Consider the following 18,024-nt stretch of genomic DNA (forward strand, 5'->3'; position numbering starts at 1 on the left):
GTCCGCCAAGGACTCAGCTGATTCGGGCGACACCCGCAAACCCCGGGTAGGTGGCGGCGTCCGGCCCGATGTCCTCGGGTGAGTCCGGACGCCACAGCGGCATCTGGACCACGCCGGGCTCGACCAGGTCCAGCTCGCCGAAGAGCGCGGCTATCTCGGTGCGATCGCGCATGCGGAACGGGCTGGTCGTGCGGTTGTAGAGCGCCTCGGCCTTGCCGGCCTGGTCGGGCTGGCCGGAGCTGTCGTTGCTGGCGTGCGAGATCACCAGGTAGCTGCCGGGCGCCGCGCTGGCGGCCATCGTCGCCACGATCTCCTCCGGACTGTCGTCGTCCGGCACGAAGTGCAGCACGGAGACGAGCAGGATCGCGACCGGGCGGCTCAGGTCGACGGCCGCGGCCAGCGCGGGATCGCCCAGCAGCGCGGCCGGCTTGCGGAGGTCACCGGCGACCACGGTGGCGCGCGGGTTGCCGGCCAGGATCGCGCGGCTGTGCGCGAGCGCGACCGGGTCCCAGTCGACGTAGGCGATCCGGGCGTCCGGGTTGAGCGCCTGCGCGACCTCGTGCACGTTGCCGACCGTGGGTATGCCGGAGCCGAGGTCGACGAACTGGTCGATGCCCTCGGCGACCAGCGCCCGCACCGCACGGCGCAGGAAGGCACGGTTCTCCTGCGCGTGCCGGGGCAGGTCCGGCATCGCCTCCAGGACCTTCGCGGCGAACGCGCGGTCCACCGCGAAGTTGTGCGAGCCGCCCAGGTAGTAGTCGTAGACGCGCGCGACGCTGGGCTTGGTCAGGTCGACCTCGGCCGGCGCCCAGACGGGACGCTCCACACCTTCCACGGGAGGACCCTTTCGTCGCGGCAATCGGCTCGCGACAGCATAGGCGTCGTCCACTGTGGAAGGTGCGTCACGGGTGCAGGTTTCGCATGGTGCACAAACCAACTGAGCGATCAGTCATTCTCGTCGGGCTTGGGCGGCGGCACCGGGTTCGGCAGCGCGCCGCCGAAGCGCCGGTCGCGCTGGGCGTAGAGCTCGCAGGCGTACCAGAGGTGACGGCGGTCGAAGTCCGGCCAGAGCGTGTCCAGGTAGACCAGCTCGGCGTAGGCGGACTGCCAGAGCAGGAAGTTGGAGATGCGCTGCTCGCCGGAGGGACGCAGGAACATGTCCACGTCCGGCACCTCGGGGTGGTAGAGGTACTTCGCGATCAGCTTCTCGTTGACCTTGTCCGGCTTGATCTTGCCGGCCGCCACGTCGCGCGCGATCGCCTGCGCCGCGTCCGCGATCTCGGCCTGGCCGCCGTAGTTCACGCAGAACTGCAGCGTCAGCTTGGTGTTCTTCTTCGACATCTCCTCGGCGGTGGTCAGCTCGCCGATCACGCTCTTCCACAACCGGCCCGCACGGCCGGACCAGACGATCCGGACGCCGAGGTCGCGCAGCTCGTCCCGGCGGCGGTGGATGACGTCCCGGTTGAAGCCCATCAGGAAGCGCACCTCGTCCGGCGAACGCCGCCAGTTCTCCGTGGAGAACGCGTAGGCCGACAGGTACGGAATGCCGAGCTCGATCGCGCCCTCGATGGTGTCGAACAGCGAGTGCTCGCCCGCCTCGTGCCCCTTGGTCCGGGCCAGGCCGCGCTCCTTGGCCCAGCGGCCGTTGCCGTCCATCACGATCGCCACGTGCTTCGGCAGCGACTCGGCCGGCAGCGCCGGGGGCCGCGCACCGGACGGGTGCGGCGTGGGCGGACGGACGGAATGCGCGCTGCCGCGCGGAATGAGGGCACGCATGATGTGTCGTTTTTCCTAACTAATGACGGTCCACTAGCGGCAGGGAGCGTAACCCGCGCTCGAGATGCCATTGCAGGTGCGCCGCCACGAGGCCGCTGCACTCCCGCTGCAGGGACGGATCCGAACTGTCCGCGACCTTCCAGTCGCCCTTGGCGAGCGCGCCCATCAGCTCCAGCGTGGCCGGGGCCGGGTGCGCCGCGCCGGGCGGCCTGCAGTCCACGCAGACGCTGCCGCCGGCCGGGATGGAGAACGATCGGTGCGGGCCGGGCTCGCCGCAGACCGCGCACTCGGTCAGCGCCGGCGCCCAGCCCGCGATGCCCATGCCACGCAGCAGGTATGCGTCCAGGACCAGCGTGGCGGCGTGCTCGGCCGCGGACAGCGCGCGGATCGCGCCCAGCGTGAGCTGGAACATGCGCAGCGACGGCTCGCGCTCGATCGGCGTCAGCCGCTCCGCGGTCTCGGCCACCGCGCTCGCGGCGGTGTAGCGGGGGTAGTCGGTGAGGAACCGCTTGCCGTACAGCTCCACGGCCTCGACCTGGCTGACCATGTGCAGCCCGCCGCCGTGGTCCTTGGGGTCGCCGGACAGCTGCAGATCGATGTGGCCGAACGGCTCCAGCCGCGCGCCGAACCGGGAGTTGGTGCGCCGCACGCCGCGGGCCACCGCACGCAGCCGCCCGTGCCGCCGGGTCAGCACCGTGATGATCCGGTCGGACTCGCCCAGCTTCTGCACGCGCAGCACCAGTCCGTCGTCGCGGTAGAGCTGGCGGGGTATGCGGGGCACTCCCCCATTGTGCCCGGTCTTCGCCATCAGGGGAGTCTCAGGGGAAAGCTTGGATCCGGGTGCGGGTGACCGCGCACTAGCGTCAGGGCATGACCACACGCACCACTGCGGCCGCGGGGGCCGTCCTCCTCGCCGGGATCGCCGCGCTCAGCGCCGGCTGCGGCGCGCGGACCGTGCACGTGCTGGAGTTCCAGAACATCGAGGCCGTCGGGATCACCGCGATCAGGATGACCGGTGGCGGCGGGGACGTGGTGGTGAACACCTCCGACCGCACGGACACGCAGGTCGACCGCAAGGTGAACTACCAGACGCCCGCCCCGCCGGACACCACGTACCGCATCGACGGCAGCACGCTGGTGATCGACACCGACTGCGGCTCGTGGTGCGACGTCGACTGGACGATCAGCGCGCCGCGCGGCGTCACGGTCTCCGGCAGCAACTCCTCCGGCGACGTGACGCTGACCGCGGTCGGCGCGGTGGACCTGGAGGTCGCCTCCGGGTCGATCACCGCCACCGGCGTGGCCGGCACGATCCGCGCGCACGCCGAGTCCGGCGAGGTGACGGTGGCGGACGTGACCGGCAAGGCCGACCTGAGCGCGGAGTCCGGTGAGGTGACCGGTCGCGGCCTGGCCGGCCCGGTGACCGCGACCGCGCAGTCCGGCAGCATCAACCTGACGCTCACCCAGGTGGCCTCCGTCACGGCGAGCGCGGAGAGCGGCGAGCTGACGGTCCGGGTGCCGGACGGCAGCTACCGCGTGCGGGTCGCGGCGGACTCCGGCGACCTCGACGTGGGCGTGCCGAACGACCCGGCCGCCGGCACCGTGCTGGACCTACGCACGGAGAGCGGCGACCTGCGCCTCCTGTCCGCGTGAGACCAGCACCTCCTCGGTGACCTGGCCGCGTGCCTGGCCGCGCCTCTCCTCGGCCGGCTCCAGCGCGGCCAGTGCGGGGTAGGCCAGCCGGGGCGGGTCCGGCAGCAGGCGCTTCGCCGGGACCAGGCCGGGGAACAGCTGCGGGCGGCGCTTGGCGGCCACGTCCTCGATCCAGCCGAACGCCATGACCGCGAGCGCGACGCCGGCCAGCACGACCGCGAGCTTGACCGAGATCGCCAGCGCGCCGGTCTGCGGCCAGCCGTAGTGGAGCGCGACCCAGCCGACACCGACGATGATCGGCACGTGCCAGAGGTAGATGGTGAGCGCACGGCTGTTGAGCAGCGTGACCACCCGGTCGAGGCGCGGGCGGCGGCTGAGCCAGGGCAGCGAGTCCGGCGCGAGGCCGAGCGCGATCAGCACGAACGCGGCGGACCAGAGCGCGTTGCCGATGCGGATGTCGTTGAGGTCGTACCCGCGCGGTCCGGGGTGGGTGATGATCCAGGCCGCGCCGGCGACCGCGAGCACGGCCGCGAGCGGCACCAGCCGGCGCCAGGTGAGCCGGCGCAGCATCCCGTCGTGGTGGGCGAAGCCCAGCATCCAGGCGCCGAAGTACATGCCGATGTCGCGCAGCACGTAGTTGTCGATCGTGACCAGCTTGAGCTCGGTCGCGATCAGGAGCACGAACGGCGCCGCGAGCGTGGGCAGCGGGAACCGGCGGAAGATCGGCAGCACGACCGGAGAGAGCGCGACGAACCAGAGGAAGTCGCGCAGGTACCAGTTGGCGGAGAGCGCGGCCAGGCCGAACCCGTTCGCCGGCGGGTCGATGAACGGCGCGGCCCAGAACAGGATGCGCCAGTCCCAGCCCAGGCCGGTGGCCAGCATGACCGGCAGGAACAGCGCCATCACGCCCCAGAGCGAGGGCAGCAGTCGCCGCATCCGGCGGCCGATCGCGGAGACGCCGAATCTGTCGACCGAGGCGGCCATGAGTGAGCCCGCCAGTGCGAACATAACCGACATAGCGGGCAAAAGAATGGTCAGCGCCGCCAGTCCGGTGACGTGATAAACGACCACCCGAACAACGGCGGCCGCACGCAAAAGGTCCAGATATCGATTTCTCATCTGCCCAAGCCTGGTCGGGCCCGGCGCGCGGTCCGCCCCGGACGGGAATCAGCAACGGGAAGCCGTTCAGCCAGTACCCAGACAGAGCGGCCGCCGAACATCTCTTTACGGCGGCGAAGCGCTTATCAGCTCGCGACAAAAGGGACAAAATGCCGCACGGGCGAGTAAAAGGCTCCATTCACGTGCATCAACGGCAATCATACCGGGGTACGGATGGGTAACCCCGGCCGAGCGGAGTGGACAAAAACACGCCAGCTCGGCCGAACCGTTATAAAGATCGCCTCGTGCTGTATATGCACATAGGAGCGACTAAAACCCCAGCCGCCGGAGCTGCTTCGGGTCGCGCTGCCACTCCTTGGCCACGCGAATGTGCAGGTCGAGATAGATGCGACGGCCCAGCAGCTTCTCGATCTCGACGCGGGCGCGCGAGCCGACCTCCTTGAGCCGGGCCCCCTTCGCACCGATCATGATGCCCTTCTGGGTGGGGCGCTCGACGTACAGATCCGCGTAGATCCGCAGCACCGAGTCCTCCTCCACCATCTCCTCGACCAGCACCGCGATCGAGTGCGGAAGCTCGTCCCGCACGCCCTCCAGCGCGGACTCGCGGATCAGCTCGCCGATCAGCACGCGCTCCGGCTCGTCCGTGAGGATGTCGTCCGGGTAGAGCTGCGGGGACGGCGGCATGTACTTCGCCATCACGTCGGTGAGCGTGCCGACCTGGCTGCCGGAGACGGCGCTGACCGGCACGATCTCCGCGAAATCACCCAGCTCCTGCACGGCCAGCAACTGCTCGGCCAGCTTCTTCTTGTCCGGCACCAGGTCGGTCTTGGTGACCACGGCCAGCACGGTCGCCTTCAGCTCCGCCAGCTCGCCGGTGATGAACTTGTCGCCGCGCCCCACCGGCTCGTCCGCCGGGATGCAGAGGCCGATCACGTCGACCTCACTCCAGGTGGAGCGCACCAGGTCGTTGAGCCGCTCGCCGAGCAGCGTGCGCGGCCGGTGCAGACCCGGCGTGTCGACCAGCACGATCTGGCCGTCCGGACGGTGCAGCACGCCGCGGATGACGTGCCGGGTGGTCTGCGGCTTGTTCGACGTGATCGCGATCTTCTGTCCGATGATCGCGTTGGTCAGCGTGGACTTGCCCGCGTTCGGCCGCCCCACGAAGCACGCGAAACCGGCCCGGTAGGTCGCCTTCATGCGGTGACCGTGCCGAACACGACGCCGTCCGGCGCGGCCGCGAAGATCGGCGCGTCCGACGACAGGTCCCGCACGGCCGCGTGACCGGAGCCGTCCAGCACGGACGCCTCGGTCACCACGGCAGCGGCCTCCAGCCGGGTCGCGCCGGCCGAGACCGCGGACGCGACCGCGAGCTGCAGCGCGGTGACGGCCAGCGACGGCAGCTCCACGGTGGCGGCCGCGTAGGTGCGGCCGTCCTGGTCCCGCACGGCCGCGCCCTCCACGGCGCCGGCACGGGCGCGGACGCTGCGGGCCAGCGTGACGAGTTTGGCGTCCTCGGCGGCGAGCGTCACCTCCCCGGTCGGGGCCGGTACGGCGGTTCCGGTGGGCTCAGGCATCTGCGGGCTGCCTCTCGTCGGCATGCGGTGTGTCAGGTCGGGCGGCCGCGTCCTCGTCGGTCTCCTCGGGCGCGCGGCGGACCAGCACGGAATCGATCCGGTTCCGCCGGCCCGTGGTTCCCTCGGCGACCAGGCGCAGCCCGCCCACATTAGCGGTAGCGCCCGGGATGGGAACGCGGCCCAGTGCCTGGGCAAGCAGGCCGCCCACGGTCTCGACCTCGTCCGCGGGCAGCTCGACCGCGAAGATCTCGCCCAGATCCTCGATCGGCAGGCGCGCGGTGACGCGCACGGAGCCGTCCTCCAGTCGCTCGACCGGGGGGCGCTCGTCGACGTCGTACTCATCGGTGATCTCGCCGACGATCTCCTCGAGGATGTCCTCGATGGTGAGCAGGCCGGCGGTGCCGCCGTACTCGTCGACGACCACCACCAGGTGGGTGCGCGCGGCCTGCATCTCGGAGAGCAGGTCGTCGACCGGCTTGGACTCCGGCACGAACGTGGCCTCGCGCATCAGCTCCGCGACCGCGGTGGCGTCCGCCGCCGGGTCCGCGCTGTGCGTGCGGCGGATCACGTCCTTGAGGAAGATCACGCCGAGCACGTCGTCCACGCTGTCGCCGATCACCGGGATCCGGGAGAAACCGGATCGCATGAACAGGACCAGCGACTGCTGGAGGCTCTTGTGCCCCTCGATCCACACCATCTCGGTACGCGGGACCATCACCTCACGGGCGATCGTGTCACCCAGCCCGAAGACCGAGTGGATCATCTCGCGCTCGCCGTGCTCCACGACGCCGCGCTGCTCGGCCAGGTCCACCAGCTCACGCAGCTCGACCTGGGTGGCGAACGGGCCCTCGCGGAAGCCCTTGCCCGGCGTGACCGCGTTGCCGATCAGGATCAGCAGCGAGGCCAACGGGTTCAGCGCCCGGCCCAGCCAGCGCACCAGCGGCGCGGTCGCGCGGCCCACCGCGTAGGCATGCTGGCGGCCGACCGTGCGCGGCGCCACGCCGACGGCCACGAAGCTGACCACGGTCATCGCGCTCGCGGTCACCAGCGCGGCGGTCCAGCCGGCGCCGAAGCTGTCCACCGCGACCAGTGCGACCAGCGTGGTCGCGGTCAGCTCGGAGAGCAGCCTCAGCAGCAGCAGAAGGTTGATGTGACGGGCCGCGTCGGTCGCCACGATCTGCAGCGTGCGGGCCCCGCGCAGACCCTCGCGGGCCTGCTCCGCGGCGCGGGCGGGAGAGACCGCCGCCAGCGCCGCCTCGGTCATAGCAAAGATCCCCGCGAGGGTCACCAGGCCCGCGGCGCTGAACAGCAACTGCAGGTCGGGCAGCCCCGCGGGGACGGCCGTATCGGCGGCGAGCATCAGGAGGGTTCTTTCGCCGATCGGCGATGGGCCTGCCAGCCGCTGAGCAGGCGGGCCTGGAGACCGAACATCTCCCGCTCCTCCTCCGGCTCGGCGTGGTCGTAGCCGAGCAGGTGGAGCGCGCCGTGCACGGTCAGCAGGTGCATCTCGTCCGCGGCGGCGTGCCCGGCCGTGACCGCCTGCTTGGCCGCCACCTCCGGGCAGAGCACGATGTCGCCGAGGAGCGCGGGCTCGCTGCCGGACGACTCGCCCGGTCCGTGATCCACGCTCCCCTCGTCCATCGGGAAGGCGAGCACGTCGGTCGGACCGTCGCCGCCCATCCACCGGTGGTTCAGCTCCGACATGTACTCGATGTCGACGAGCAGGATGGACAGCTCGGCGAGCGGGTTGACACCCATCTCGTCGAGCGCGTGACGCGCCACGTCCAGGATGGCGTCGGTGTCGACGTCGACCCCGGACTCGTTGGCGATCTCGATGGACACTGCGGTTGTCGTCTCTTTCCCTGTCTAGCGCCGGCGGCCGGCGCGGCTGCCGGCGGCCCGTCCCTGCACGTTGGCCGGGTGGACCTGTGCCTGGTTCTGGTCGGCGTCCCACTTCGCATAGGCATCCACGATGTCGCCGACCAGGCGGTGACGCACCACGTCGGCGCTCCCCAGCTGCGCGAAGTGCACGTCCTCGACCCCGTCCAGGATGTCACGCACCATGCGGAGCCCGCTGGTGGTGCCCCCCGGAAGGTCGACCTGCGTCACATCGCCGGTCACCACGATCTTCGAGCCGAAGCCGAGGCGGGTGAGGAACATCTTCATCTGCTCGGGCGTGGTGTTCTGCGCCTCGTCCAGGATGATGAACGCGTCGTTGAGCGTGCGACCGCGCATGTACGCCAGCGGCGCGACCTCGATCGTCCCGGCCTGCATCAGGCGCGGGATCGACTCCGGGTCGAGCATGTCGTGCAGCGCGTCGTAGAGCGGCCGCAGGTACGGATCGATCTTCTCGTTGAGCGTGCCGGGCAGGAAGCCGAGCCGCTCACCCGCCTCGACCGCGGGCCGGGTCAGGATGATCCGGTTGACCTGCTTGGCCTGGAGCGCCTGGACCGCCTTCGCCATCGCCAGGTACGTCTTACCGGTACCGGCGGGGCCGATGCCGAAGACGATGGTGTTGACGTCGATCGAGTCGACATAACGCTTCTGGCCCAGCGTCTTGGGCCGGATGGTCTTCCCGCGCCGGGAGAGGATGTTGAGCGTGAGCACGTCGGCGGGGCGCTCGGCGGTGCCCTGCTCCAGCATGGCGACGGTGCGGCGGACCGCGTCGACGCTCAGCGTCTCGCCCTTCTCGATCAGCTCGACGAGCTCGGCGAACAGGCGCTCGGCGCGCGCGTTCTCCGCGGGCACGCCGGTGATGGTGATCTCGTTGCCGCGCACGTGCACGTCACACGCGGGCAGCGAGCGCTCGATGAGCCGGAGGATCTCGTCGCCCGGACCGAGCAGATTCACCATGATCTTCGAGTCCGAGACCGTGATTTTGGTCTGTGCCCGGGTGTTTCCCGAGTTTGGTGTGCCGGTCATAGTGCGGCCCGGAGGCCTCCGCCACCTGCTTCCGATCTTGATGCCGCCCCCCATCGGCGCGGCGGGCGATCAGCTGCCATCGTATCGGGTCATCGCCGGGCACACCGACGCCATTTCCGCGGGTGACACGCCGCCCGGACAGCGCTTCGTACAATCGCGTCCCTGGATGGGTCCGGGGTCACAGCGAGGGCCGGGTTCCCGGGATCTCCCGGACCGCGTCCACGAACTGCCGGTGCTGCGCGGCCAGGCCGTCGCCGGAGACGAACCGCAGCCAGGAGCCGTCGTCGAAGGTGATCACCACCGGGTAGCCCAGCGGCCGGTTCTCGCTGTCGATCCGCGTCACGTGCCGCCGGTCCAGGCTCCACAGCAGCACCGGCGTCCGCGTGTCCGGACCCTCGTCCGGCCGGTCCGGCATCTCCACCGCGTGCAGGTGGGTGTTGCTGACGGCCAGCTTGAGCCGGTCGTTGCGGCGCATGAGCATCAGCAGCACACCGGCCGGGGAGTGCAGCCCGCCGCCGAACGTGTACCGGTGGTCGTAGGCGATCTCGGCCAGCTGGTCCGCCAGCGGCTGGTCCCGGCGCAGGCCGAACGCCACCCGGAACGCCTCCTGCTCCGGCGTCAGCGGCTGCTGTGTCACGCCGCCGTCCGCGGTGCGCACCGCGGCCACCGCCGCCACGGCCGGGGCCGCCGCCAGCGCCGCGACGATCCGGAACGGTGTGATCACGGCCTCCACCCAGACCACCGGGTTCAGCACGTTGAGCAGCCCGAACAGCGCGCGCGGGTCGAGGGCTGAGGCCAGGTCGTCGGCCAGTTTCCGGTTCGCGCCGACATGCATGTCCACCCGGGCGCCGGACATGCACACGTACCGCAGCTCCTCGCCCGGGATCAGCAGCGGCCGCACCAGCGCGATCTCCGGCTGGTTGTCGCCCATCCGCCGGTAGTCCTCGCGGATCTCGGCGACGGTGTCCCGCGCCTTCCGCACGCCGCCGGCCGCGGCCTGACCGAGCCGGCCGAGACCGCGGCCGAGATCGCCCAGTCCGAACCGGCCCTTACCCTCGCCCGTCGTCATCGCCCGCCCCGTGGCCTCATCGGCCGGCGGGCTGGTCCGCCGGCTGCTGACCGAAGACATTCTCGTCGATCCACCGTGCGCCGTCGTCGACCGCACCGGTCACCGCGTCCTTCATCTGGTCCGAGCCGGGCACCGAGAGGCCGGTGACCAGCGCGGTGGTGCCCCAGGCCGCGCCGTGGAGCACGCTGTTCGGGATGTTGTACGGCGCGTGGTCGATCATGTTCACCAGGATGTCGGTGCCGCCTTCGAGCAGGCCGCGGCTCTTCAGCGTCTTGATCCGGTCGAGCGCGCCCATGTCGAACGGTGTGCCGGACTTACCGAGCTTGTACGTGCCCTGCAGCGGGTCGGTGACCGCGTGGTACCACTTGTCGGCCTTCCCCGCCTCCGCGCGCTTGTCCGCGTACTTCTTGCCCTTGAGCAGCTTGTCGGTCTGCATCTTCTTGAGCTTCTCCAGGTGCCGGGCCAGCTTCTCCAGCCGGGCGGCCACCTTGAGCAACAGCTCCTGGATCTTCTTCAGGACCTTGGCGACCTTCTCCATGTGCTTCACCAGCGGCTTGATGATGGAGATGATCTTCTTCGAGGTGGCGAGCACCCGCACCGTGCTCGCGGTCAGCGCGACCGCCCACGAGGCACCGGCGGTGACCACGGTCATCAGCAGCGCGGTGACGAACGTGACGATCAGCCAGTTGACCAGCTCCACGCAGATCTCGACCAGCACGTCGTGGACGGTCTGCAGCGCTTCGGCCACACCGCGCAGGTACTCCGCGGTGCCGGTGAACTGGTCGGCCACCTCCAGCAGCTGCTGCTCGGTCTCGGCCATCTTCGCCGCGTACGCCCGGCCGGACTCCGCGGCCCAGCTGCCCTGCTCGGCCAGGCGCACGGCACGGTGCTCCTCGGCCAGCGCGCGCACCTCGGCCGCGAGCGCGTCCCAGTCCGCCGCGCGTGCGGTCAGCGTGGCCGGATCGCCGTCGACCAGGTCGACCAGCTGGATGAGCGGCCAGGCCAGCACCTTGCAGACGCTGTTGACCGCCTCCTCCACGCCGGACAGCGCGTTGTCCATGCTCTTGTAGAGCTCGACCGCGGTGCCCGCGGGACCGCTCATCGGGGAAGCCTGGTCTCGAGCGCGGTGAAGCTCCGGCCGGTCCGGCTCTCGTTCTCCTCGTACCCGCGGACCGTCTCGTCCAGCGCGCCGCCGATCCGGTCGAACGCGTCCGTGCCCGCGCGGAACATGGTGGTCGCGCCGCCCGACACCTCCGCGTACTTGCCGCGCAGGAAGTCGCTGATGAACGGCAGGTGCCCGAACGCGCCGTCCGGCAGCTCACTCGCGGCCGTCACGCGCGGTGACAGGCTGGACATGCCGGACGACACGCGCCCGGCGGCCGCCCGCAGCCGCGCGATCGCGGTTAAATCGACCTCGATGTCCGCCATCTGTTCCTCCCCCGGTTGGACATGCGGCCTGAAGATACAATTCCCGCGCCACCGCAGCCAGCCCCGGCCGGAGGCGTGACCTGCGAAGGCAGGCGGAAAGCACGGGGAGGTAGAGGCATGACAGATCCATCGTCCGCGTTCGAGTCACTGGCCGCGCGGATGGAGGCGTTGCAGGCGCGCGCCACCGGGATGCGGGAGGAGCTCGCCGCGGCGACCGTCTCCGCGCCGGATGAGAGCGGCCTGGTGTCGGTAACCGTCGGCAGTACCGGCGACCTGGTCGGGCTGGAGCTCGACCCGCGCGCGATGCGGTCCACCACGGACCAGCTCTCCGCGATGATCCTGAACGCGTACCGCAGGGCCAAGGAGCAGGCGGACGCCACGCTCGCCGCGCACACGGCCGGACTGGAGACCTCGATCGGCGACGAACTGTCCGGCCTGTTCGGCCGGCCCGGCGACTTCTCCTCGCTGGACCGGCTCGACTCCGCGCTGGCCCGTCTCCAGGACCTGGATGCGAAGAGGCCGGGGGCACAGGCATGAGCGAGCTTGCGAGCGAATCATGGGCTCAGCGCCTTGACTCATGCCGGCGGCGGAGCGAAGCGGGGGAGACGGCATGAGCGAGCCTGCGAGCGAATCATGGGCTCAGCGCCTTGACTCATGCCGGCGGCGGAGCGAAGCGGGGGAGACGGCATGAGCGAGGCGGGCTGGGCGGGCCTGCTGACCGCGATCCACGACCTGTTGTTCGCGTGCGACCGGGAGACCCGGTTCACCCTGGCCGGCAAGGATCGGCGGCTGTCGCTGATCGTGCGGGCCGGCTCGGTCACGGTGGAGATTCCGCCGTACGACCCGGCGCGCCTGACCACGCTCGGCTGGAAGGCGCCGGAGCACGGCCGGGACGACTGGTTCTACGAGGTGCCGCGCTCGGTCGAGCACGTGGACTGGCTGTGCCGGTTCGCGGTGCACAGCGCGAGCATGCTGATCAGTCCGGATCCCGACACGATCACGTTCTACGAGGCCGGTCCGTACCTCGGCGAGGACGACCGGCCGGCGGACGACCGGCCGGCGGACGACCGGCCCACGCCGGCGCCGACGCTGACCGTCGTCCCGGACCCGGTCGAGCCGGAGCCGCTGATCCCCGCGCAGCCGGTCGCGGTGCCCGAACTCCCGAGGCCGGCGGTCCCCGTGCTGACGCCGGAGGAGGAGCTGGCCGCGCTGCGGGCCGTGCTCACCGAGGCGGTCGCGGAGCGCGACCTGAGCGGCTACCTCGCGGCGCTGCGCACGGCCGCGGTCTGCATGCCGTTGCTGGAGGACCCGTCGCCGGAGACCGGCGTGCGCCCGGCCGTGGTGCGCGGCGCGGACAACGCGATATTCCTGCCGATCTTCACGTCGGCGGACGGGCTGACCGAGTTCGCCGGGAACGGCGTGCCGTTCATCGCGATCTCGTTCAACGACCTGATCGACGACTGGCCGGAGCCGGACTGGGGCGTGATCATCGATCCGCGCACGGACCGCGCGCTCACGCTGACCGCCGGCTCGCTGCTCGAGCTGCGCGCCGCCAACCCGCCGGACGAGCAGTTCGCGGCCGCGGCCGGCTGACCCATGGGCGTCCCTCAGCACGACTGAGGGACGCCCGGCACCTCAGGACACGCCGTCGAACGTCTCCTGGACGCGGGTGTAGCGGTAGGTCGCCCAGTGCATCCGGACCACCGTTCCCGCGTCGTCGCGGGTGAGTCGCAGCAGCTCGCCGGCCTCCCGGCCGGAGACGGTGCGCAGCACGTCCGGGCGATCCGGCAGCGGCGTGAAGACGGCCGGGGGCCGGTTCGCCGGCGACTCCGGGAAACGCGCCTGAAGCGTGCCGTCGTGCCAGGAGAACACGTGCTGGAAGCCCTCGGCGAACCACGGGCCGAGCACGGACCGGTACGCCTGCGGCACCGGCGCGCCCGGCCGCCACGGCGCGATGTCCGCCGGGTCGGACTCCGCGGCCGCGGTCAGCAGCGCGTGCGGCAGCTCGCAGGTCACGTCCGCGGTGCCGGACGAGCCGAGCACGGCCACGCCCATCGCGCCGGGCGCCTCCGGGCCGCGGCGGCCGTACACCCCGGCCAGGAATCCGGGCATGGCGCCGTCGTGTCCGACGTGCACGGTCCGCGGACCGGCCTGGGTGACGATCAGGCCGAGGCCGAACGCGCGCGACCAGACCGTCTCGTCCGTCGGCGTCAGTGGCCAGCGCATCTCGTCCAGCGTGGCGGGCGCCAGCACGCGGCCGGCCGGGTCGACCGCGGCCGGGTCGGCCAGGAACGCCGCCCACCGGGCCATGTCCGAGGCCGAGCTCCACAGCTGCGCGGCCGGCCCGACCGCCTTCATGTCGAAGCGCGGCTCCGGCCGGGCCGTGTCCGAGTAGAGGTCGACCAGGAAGCCGACCGCGGCCTGCTCCGGTGGCGCGACCGTGGTGGCCCGCAGGCGCAGCGGCCGCAGCACGCGGTCGTGCAGCACCTCGGCCCAGGTGCCGCCGCGCAGCCGGGCCACGGCCTGGCCGAGCAGCGCCAGCCCGAGGTTCGAGTAGTGGTAGCGGCGGCCGGTCGGCAGCACGCGCTCGGCGCGGGCCAGCTCCGCCAGCAGGCCCTCGGTCTCCGGCGTGACCAGCGTGTCCCACACGTCGCCCCACGGCTCGCGCTGGAGGCCGGACGTGTGCGAGAGCAGCCGGCGGACGGTCAGGTCGCCGTGCGCGGGCACGTCCAGGTGGCGGCCCAGCGGGTCGTCGAGGTCGAGCAGTCCCTCGTCGCGGCACTGCATCACCAGGACCGCGGTCAGCGTCTTGGTGACCGAGCCGATCCGGAACCGGGTGTCGTCGTCCAGCGGGCGTTCCGTGCCGGACGCGCCGACCGCGGCGGTCCACAGCGGACGGTCGGCGCGGTGCAGCGCCACCTGCAGCGCGGGGATCCGGCCGTCGGCCTGCGCCTGCTGGACCTGGCGGAGCAGCGAGGTCACCGGGGGCTCAGCATCGGGCCGAGCGGTGCGCCACCGACCACGTGCGCGTGGACGTGGAAGACCTCCTGGCCGCCGTACCCACCGGTGTTGAAGATCGTCCGGTAGCCGTGGGCGAGCAGGCCCTCCTTCCGGGCCACCTCCGCGGCCGCGGCCAGCACCTCGCCGGCCAGCGCGGGGTCGGTGACGGCCAGTGCGGCGACGTCCGCGTGGTGTGCCTTCGGGATCACCAGCACGTGCACCGGCGCCTTCGGGCCGATGTCGCGGAACGCCAGCGTGGCGCCGGTCTCGTGGACGACGTCGGCCGGGATCTCACCGGCGACGATCTTGCAGAACAGGCAGTCAGCGCTCATCCGGAAATCTTAGAGATGCCCGTTATGTCAGCCCGAGGCGATCCAGCCAGCCGCTCTTCGGCGGGCGGACCGTCACCTCGCCGAACCAGACGGTCGCGCGCACCTCCAGCACCGGCGCGCCCGGCGGCACCCCGCCGCTCAGCTTGGAGGTCTTCGCGCCGAACACGGCCCGGCCGGTCAACCGGACATCGATGCCCTCCGGCACGTAGATCGTCACGCTGCCGAAGATCACGGTCGCCTCGATCACCGTGTACTGATGCGTCAGGTGCGCGTCCTGCAGCTCGATCTTGATCTCGCCGAACGTCGCGGTCGCCTCCACCCGCTCCGGGACCGCGAACGCGCCGCGCCGGGTGTCGCTGCCGAAGATCGCCGCCAGCTTCTCCCCGGCCGGGACGATCTCGCCGCGCACGGGTGCGGGCGCTACCGCGTACCCCCGTGGGTCGATGGGTTTGATCTCCTGCCCGATGGGCAGATCGTCCGTGAGACCGGCCAGATCGGCCCGGGTCTTCGCCGCGTAGGCGGAGGCGGCCCGCTCGGAGTACTCATCCAGCGTCAGACGGCCGTCGCTGGTGGCCTGGCCCAGGATCTCGACCACCGCCGCGCGCTCCGCGTCGGACACCCGCAACCGTTGCTCATCCACGCCGCACAGCGTAGTGCGGGCGCGCAGCCTGCGGAACTGACAGGATCGGGACGAAGAAGTCACACGATGTGAGGGTGGTGCCGAACATGTCGGACGACGCGAAACGGGAGGACGCCGTCGAGCGCGCGCTGGCGAAGCTCGACGTCGAGGACAAGGTGCGCCTGCTGTCCGGGCAGGACTTCTGGACGCTCCCCGCACTGCCGGGGATCGGCCTCGCGTCGCTGGTCATGTCGGACGGGCCGGTCGGCGTGCGCGGCACCGGCTGGGCGCCGGACGACCCGTCGATCGCGCTGCCCAGCCCGACCGCGCTGGCCGCCACCTGGGACACCGAGCTCGCCCGCACCGCGGGCCGCACGCTCGGCCAGGAGTGCCGGCGCAAGGGCGTGCACGTGCTGCTGGCGCCGACCGTCAACCTGCACCGGTCGCCGCTCGGCGGCCGGCACTTCGAGTGCTACTCGGAGGATCCGCTGCTCACCGGCGAGATCGGCGCCGCGTACGTGACCGGCGTGCAGGACCAGGGCGTCGGCACCACGGTCAAGCACTTCGTCGGCAACGACGCCGAGACCGACCGGATGAAGGTCGACGTCCGCGTGGACCAGCGCACGCTGCGCGAGCTGTACCTGGCGCCGTTCGCGCGGATCACGGCCGCGGGCGCGTGGGGCGCGATGGCCGCCTACAACACGGTCAACGGCCTGACCATGACCGAGCACGGCCCGCTGCAGAACGGCGTGCTCAAGGACGAGTGGGCCTGGGACGGCGTGATCGTCTCCGACTGGACCGCGGCACGCAGCACCGTGCCGAGCGCGCTCGGCGGCCTCGACGTGGTGATGCCCGCGTTCGGCGACCCGTGGGGACCCGCACTGGTCAAGGCCGTGCACGACGGCGAGGTGCCGGAGGACGTGCTGGACGACAAGGTGCGCCGCGTGCTACGCCTCGCGGCCCGCGTCGGCATCCTCGCCGGCGCGCCCCCGGTCGTGCCGTCGGTCCCCGCGCTGGACGGTTCGCAGGTGGCACGGGACATCGCGGCGCGCTCGTTCGTGCTGGCCCGCAACGAGAACAACCTGCTGCCGCTGGATGCCGGCACGCTCGGGTCGGTCGCGCTGCTCGGCGCGCTCGCGGTGGACGCGCGCGTGCTCGGCGGCGGCAGCGCGCTGGTCTTCCCGCCGCACGTGATCTCCCCGCACGACGGGCTGGCCGCGGCGCTGCTTTCTGCAAGGCTCGTCTACGCGCCCGGCGCCGACCCGCGGCCGACGCTGCCGCCCGCGTCGTTCGACGAGCTCACCGCCACGCTCCGGGCCACCGACTTCCGCGTGCTGTACTCGGCCGCGCTGCCGGCCGCGACCGTCCGCTGGATGGGCGGCCTGCCGGCCGGCGTCGCCCCGGACGAGCTGTCCACCGTGGAGCTCTCCGGCCGCCTCACGCCCACGGTCACCGGCGTCCACGACCTGTCCATCGTCGGGTTCGGGCACTTCGTGCTGCGCGTCGCCGGGGACGTGATCTTCGAGGGCCCGGTCTTCGCCGACGACCTCGACCCGGAGACGGTCTTCCACGAGCCGGTCGAGCGCCGCTTCCCGGTCCCGCTGACCGCGGGCGACGCCGTCGACGTCTCGCTGACGCTGGAGGTCACGCCCGCGACCGCCGGGTTCGTCGGCTTCAGCATCGGCTACGCGCCGCCCGGCCCCACCCCCGACGAGCTGCTCGACCAAGCCGTCGCCGCGGCCCGCGACGCGGACGTGGCCGTGGTCGTGGTCGGTACCACGGAGGAGGTCGAGTCCGAGGGCTTCGACCGCACCTCGCTCGCGCTCCCCGGCCGCCAGGACGAGCTGGTCTTCCGCGTCGCCGCCGCGAACCCGCGCACGGTCGTGGTCGTCAACTCCGGCTCGCCCGTCCTGATGCCGTGGGCGGACGAGGTGCCGGCCGTGCTGCTCACCTGGTTCCCCGGGCAGGAGGCCGGCGCCGCGCTCGCCGACGTGCTGCTCGGACTCACCGAGCCCGGCGGCCGCCTGCCCACCACCTGGCCGCGCCGCGCCGAGGACTGCCCGGTGCTGTCCACCACGCCGGCCTCCGGCGTGCTTTCCTACGACGAGGGCGTCTTCATCGGATATCGGGCGTGGCAGCGCGGGACGGTGGCGCCGCTCTTCCCGTTCGGCCACGGGATGGGCTACACCACCTGGTCGTACGAGTCGATGGAGATCCACCCCGAGCCCGACCACGTGGGCTCCGTCGTGGTCACGCTGCGCAACACCGGATCCCGTCCCGGCCGCGAGGTCGTCCAGATCTACGCGGGCGCGGTCGTCGGCACCACCGTCGACCGCCCGGAACGCTGGCTGGCCGGCTTCGCCCCGGTCACGGCCGCGCCCGGCGAGACCGTCACGGTGCGGATCCCGCTGCCCGAGCGTGCGTTCCAGATCTGGGACGACGGCTGGCAGGCCGTACCCGGCACCTACCGCATCGAGGCCGCCCGCTCCGTCGACGACCGCCCGCTGAGCGCGGAGCTGAGCATCTGACAAT

Annotated in this window: 19 protein-coding genes; 4 read left to right on the forward strand and 15 right to left on the reverse strand. The window is 71.7% G+C overall.

Annotation, left to right across the window (positions count from 1 at the left end; translation table 11 throughout):
• Positions 1 to 13: 13 nt before the first annotated feature.
• The 3 genes from OP04_RS13840 to recO all read right to left on the reverse strand — a co-directional run bounded on the left by OP04_RS13840 (position 14) and on the right by recO (position 2,557).
• Entirely contained in the window at positions 14 to 826 is an 813-nt protein-coding gene (locus tag OP04_RS13840) for an SAM-dependent methyltransferase (RefSeq protein ID WP_033340038.1), read from the reverse strand.
• A 119-nt stretch (positions 827 to 945) separates the two neighbouring features.
• A complete protein-coding gene (locus tag OP04_RS13845; protein ID WP_051797846.1) occupies positions 946 to 1,776 on the reverse strand; it encodes an isoprenyl transferase in 831 nt (276 codons plus the stop codon).
• Positions 1,777 to 1,795: 19 nt separating this feature from the next.
• Entirely contained in the window at positions 1,796 to 2,557 is a 762-nt protein-coding gene (recO, locus tag OP04_RS13850; protein ID WP_033340040.1) for a DNA repair protein RecO, read from the reverse strand.
• 89 nt (positions 2,558 to 2,646) lie between these two features.
• Here recO and OP04_RS13855 point away from each other — a divergent pair, with 89 nt between their 5' ends.
• A complete protein-coding gene (locus OP04_RS13855; RefSeq protein ID WP_051797850.1) occupies positions 2,647 to 3,429 on the forward strand; it encodes a DUF4097 family beta strand repeat-containing protein in 783 nt (260 codons plus the stop codon).
• Here OP04_RS13855 and OP04_RS13860 read toward each other — a convergent pair.
• From OP04_RS13860 to OP04_RS13900, 9 genes are all read right to left on the reverse strand, one after another.
• A complete protein-coding gene (locus OP04_RS13860; protein WP_085066450.1) occupies positions 3,388 to 4,548 on the reverse strand; it encodes an acyltransferase family protein in 1,161 nt (386 codons plus the stop codon). The two genes, OP04_RS13855 and OP04_RS13860, sit on opposite strands and share 42 nt — an antisense overlap.
• 309 nt (positions 4,549 to 4,857) lie before the next feature.
• Positions 4,858 to 5,745, reverse strand: coding sequence for a GTPase Era (gene era / locus OP04_RS13865; protein ID WP_033340041.1), 888 nt, complete (start codon positions 5,743 to 5,745; stop codon positions 4,858 to 4,860).
• On the reverse strand, positions 5,742 to 6,122 hold the full coding sequence (locus tag OP04_RS13870) for a hypothetical protein (RefSeq protein WP_033340042.1): 381 nt from the start codon (positions 6,120 to 6,122) through the stop codon (positions 5,742 to 5,744). The genes era and OP04_RS13870 overlap by 4 nt, the downstream gene beginning before the upstream one ends.
• Entirely contained in the window at positions 6,115 to 7,482 is a 1,368-nt protein-coding gene (locus tag OP04_RS13875; protein ID WP_033340043.1) for a hemolysin family protein, read from the reverse strand. Before OP04_RS13875 ends, OP04_RS13870 begins: the two co-directional genes overlap by 8 nt.
• Positions 7,482 to 7,964: an rRNA maturation RNase YbeY gene (gene ybeY, locus OP04_RS13880; protein ID WP_033340044.1), complete on the reverse strand. Its 483-nt coding sequence runs from the start codon at positions 7,962 to 7,964 to the stop codon at positions 7,482 to 7,484. Before ybeY ends, OP04_RS13875 begins: the two co-directional genes overlap by 1 nt.
• 24 nt (positions 7,965 to 7,988) lie before the next feature.
• Positions 7,989 to 9,044, reverse strand: coding sequence for a PhoH family protein (locus OP04_RS13885; RefSeq protein ID WP_033340045.1), 1,056 nt, complete (start codon positions 9,042 to 9,044; stop codon positions 7,989 to 7,991).
• 178 nt (positions 9,045 to 9,222) lie between these two features.
• Positions 9,223 to 10,113, reverse strand: a complete 891-nt coding sequence (locus tag OP04_RS13890; RefSeq protein WP_157239804.1) for a hypothetical protein — start codon at positions 10,111 to 10,113, stop codon at positions 9,223 to 9,225.
• 16 nt (positions 10,114 to 10,129) lie between these two features.
• Positions 10,130 to 11,215 (reverse strand): WXG100 family type VII secretion target, encoded by a 1,086-nt coding sequence (locus tag OP04_RS13895; protein ID WP_033340047.1) that lies wholly within the window; start codon positions 11,213 to 11,215, stop codon positions 10,130 to 10,132.
• On the reverse strand, positions 11,212 to 11,541 hold the full coding sequence (locus tag OP04_RS13900; protein ID WP_033340048.1) for a hypothetical protein: 330 nt from the start codon (positions 11,539 to 11,541) through the stop codon (positions 11,212 to 11,214). Before OP04_RS13900 ends, OP04_RS13895 begins: the two co-directional genes overlap by 4 nt.
• Before the next feature lie 117 nt (positions 11,542 to 11,658).
• On the opposite strand from OP04_RS13900, the gene OP04_RS13905 reads away from it, so the two are divergent.
• Both OP04_RS13905 and OP04_RS56440 read left to right on the forward strand, forming a co-directional pair.
• Positions 11,659 to 12,078, forward strand: a complete 420-nt coding sequence (locus OP04_RS13905) for a YbaB/EbfC family nucleoid-associated protein (RefSeq protein WP_033340049.1) — start codon at positions 11,659 to 11,661, stop codon at positions 12,076 to 12,078.
• A gap of 150 nt (positions 12,079 to 12,228) precedes the next feature.
• Complete coding sequence (locus OP04_RS56440; RefSeq protein WP_033340050.1) at positions 12,229 to 13,134, forward strand: SseB family protein; 906 nt, start codon at positions 12,229 to 12,231, stop codon at positions 13,132 to 13,134.
• A 42-nt stretch (positions 13,135 to 13,176) separates the two neighbouring features.
• On the opposite strand, the gene OP04_RS13915 is transcribed toward OP04_RS56440, so the two are convergent.
• The 3 genes from OP04_RS13915 to OP04_RS13925 are packed head-to-tail and all read right to left on the reverse strand — an operon-like array spanning position 13,177 to position 15,513.
• Complete coding sequence (locus tag OP04_RS13915) at positions 13,177 to 14,523, reverse strand: serine hydrolase domain-containing protein (RefSeq protein ID WP_033340051.1); 1,347 nt, start codon at positions 14,521 to 14,523, stop codon at positions 13,177 to 13,179.
• Complete coding sequence (locus OP04_RS13920; RefSeq protein WP_033340052.1) at positions 14,520 to 14,873, reverse strand: histidine triad nucleotide-binding protein; 354 nt, start codon at positions 14,871 to 14,873, stop codon at positions 14,520 to 14,522. The genes OP04_RS13915 and OP04_RS13920 overlap by 4 nt, the downstream gene beginning before the upstream one ends.
• Positions 14,874 to 14,895: 22 nt before the next feature.
• Positions 14,896 to 15,513: a DUF1707 SHOCT-like domain-containing protein gene (locus OP04_RS13925; RefSeq protein ID WP_198153815.1), complete on the reverse strand. Its 618-nt coding sequence runs from the start codon at positions 15,511 to 15,513 to the stop codon at positions 14,896 to 14,898.
• Positions 15,514 to 15,599: 86 nt separating this feature from the next.
• On the opposite strand from OP04_RS13925, the gene OP04_RS13930 reads away from it, so the two are divergent.
• Entirely contained in the window at positions 15,600 to 18,020 is a 2,421-nt protein-coding gene (locus tag OP04_RS13930) for a beta-glucosidase (protein WP_033340142.1), read from the forward strand.
• The last annotated feature ends 4 nt before the right edge of the window (positions 18,021 to 18,024 follow it).

Origin of the sequence: Catenuloplanes japonicus (assembly GCF_000717135.1) — a bacterium.
In the GTDB taxonomy this organism is placed as follows: Bacteria; Actinomycetota; Actinomycetes; order Mycobacteriales; family Micromonosporaceae; genus Catenuloplanes; species Catenuloplanes japonicus.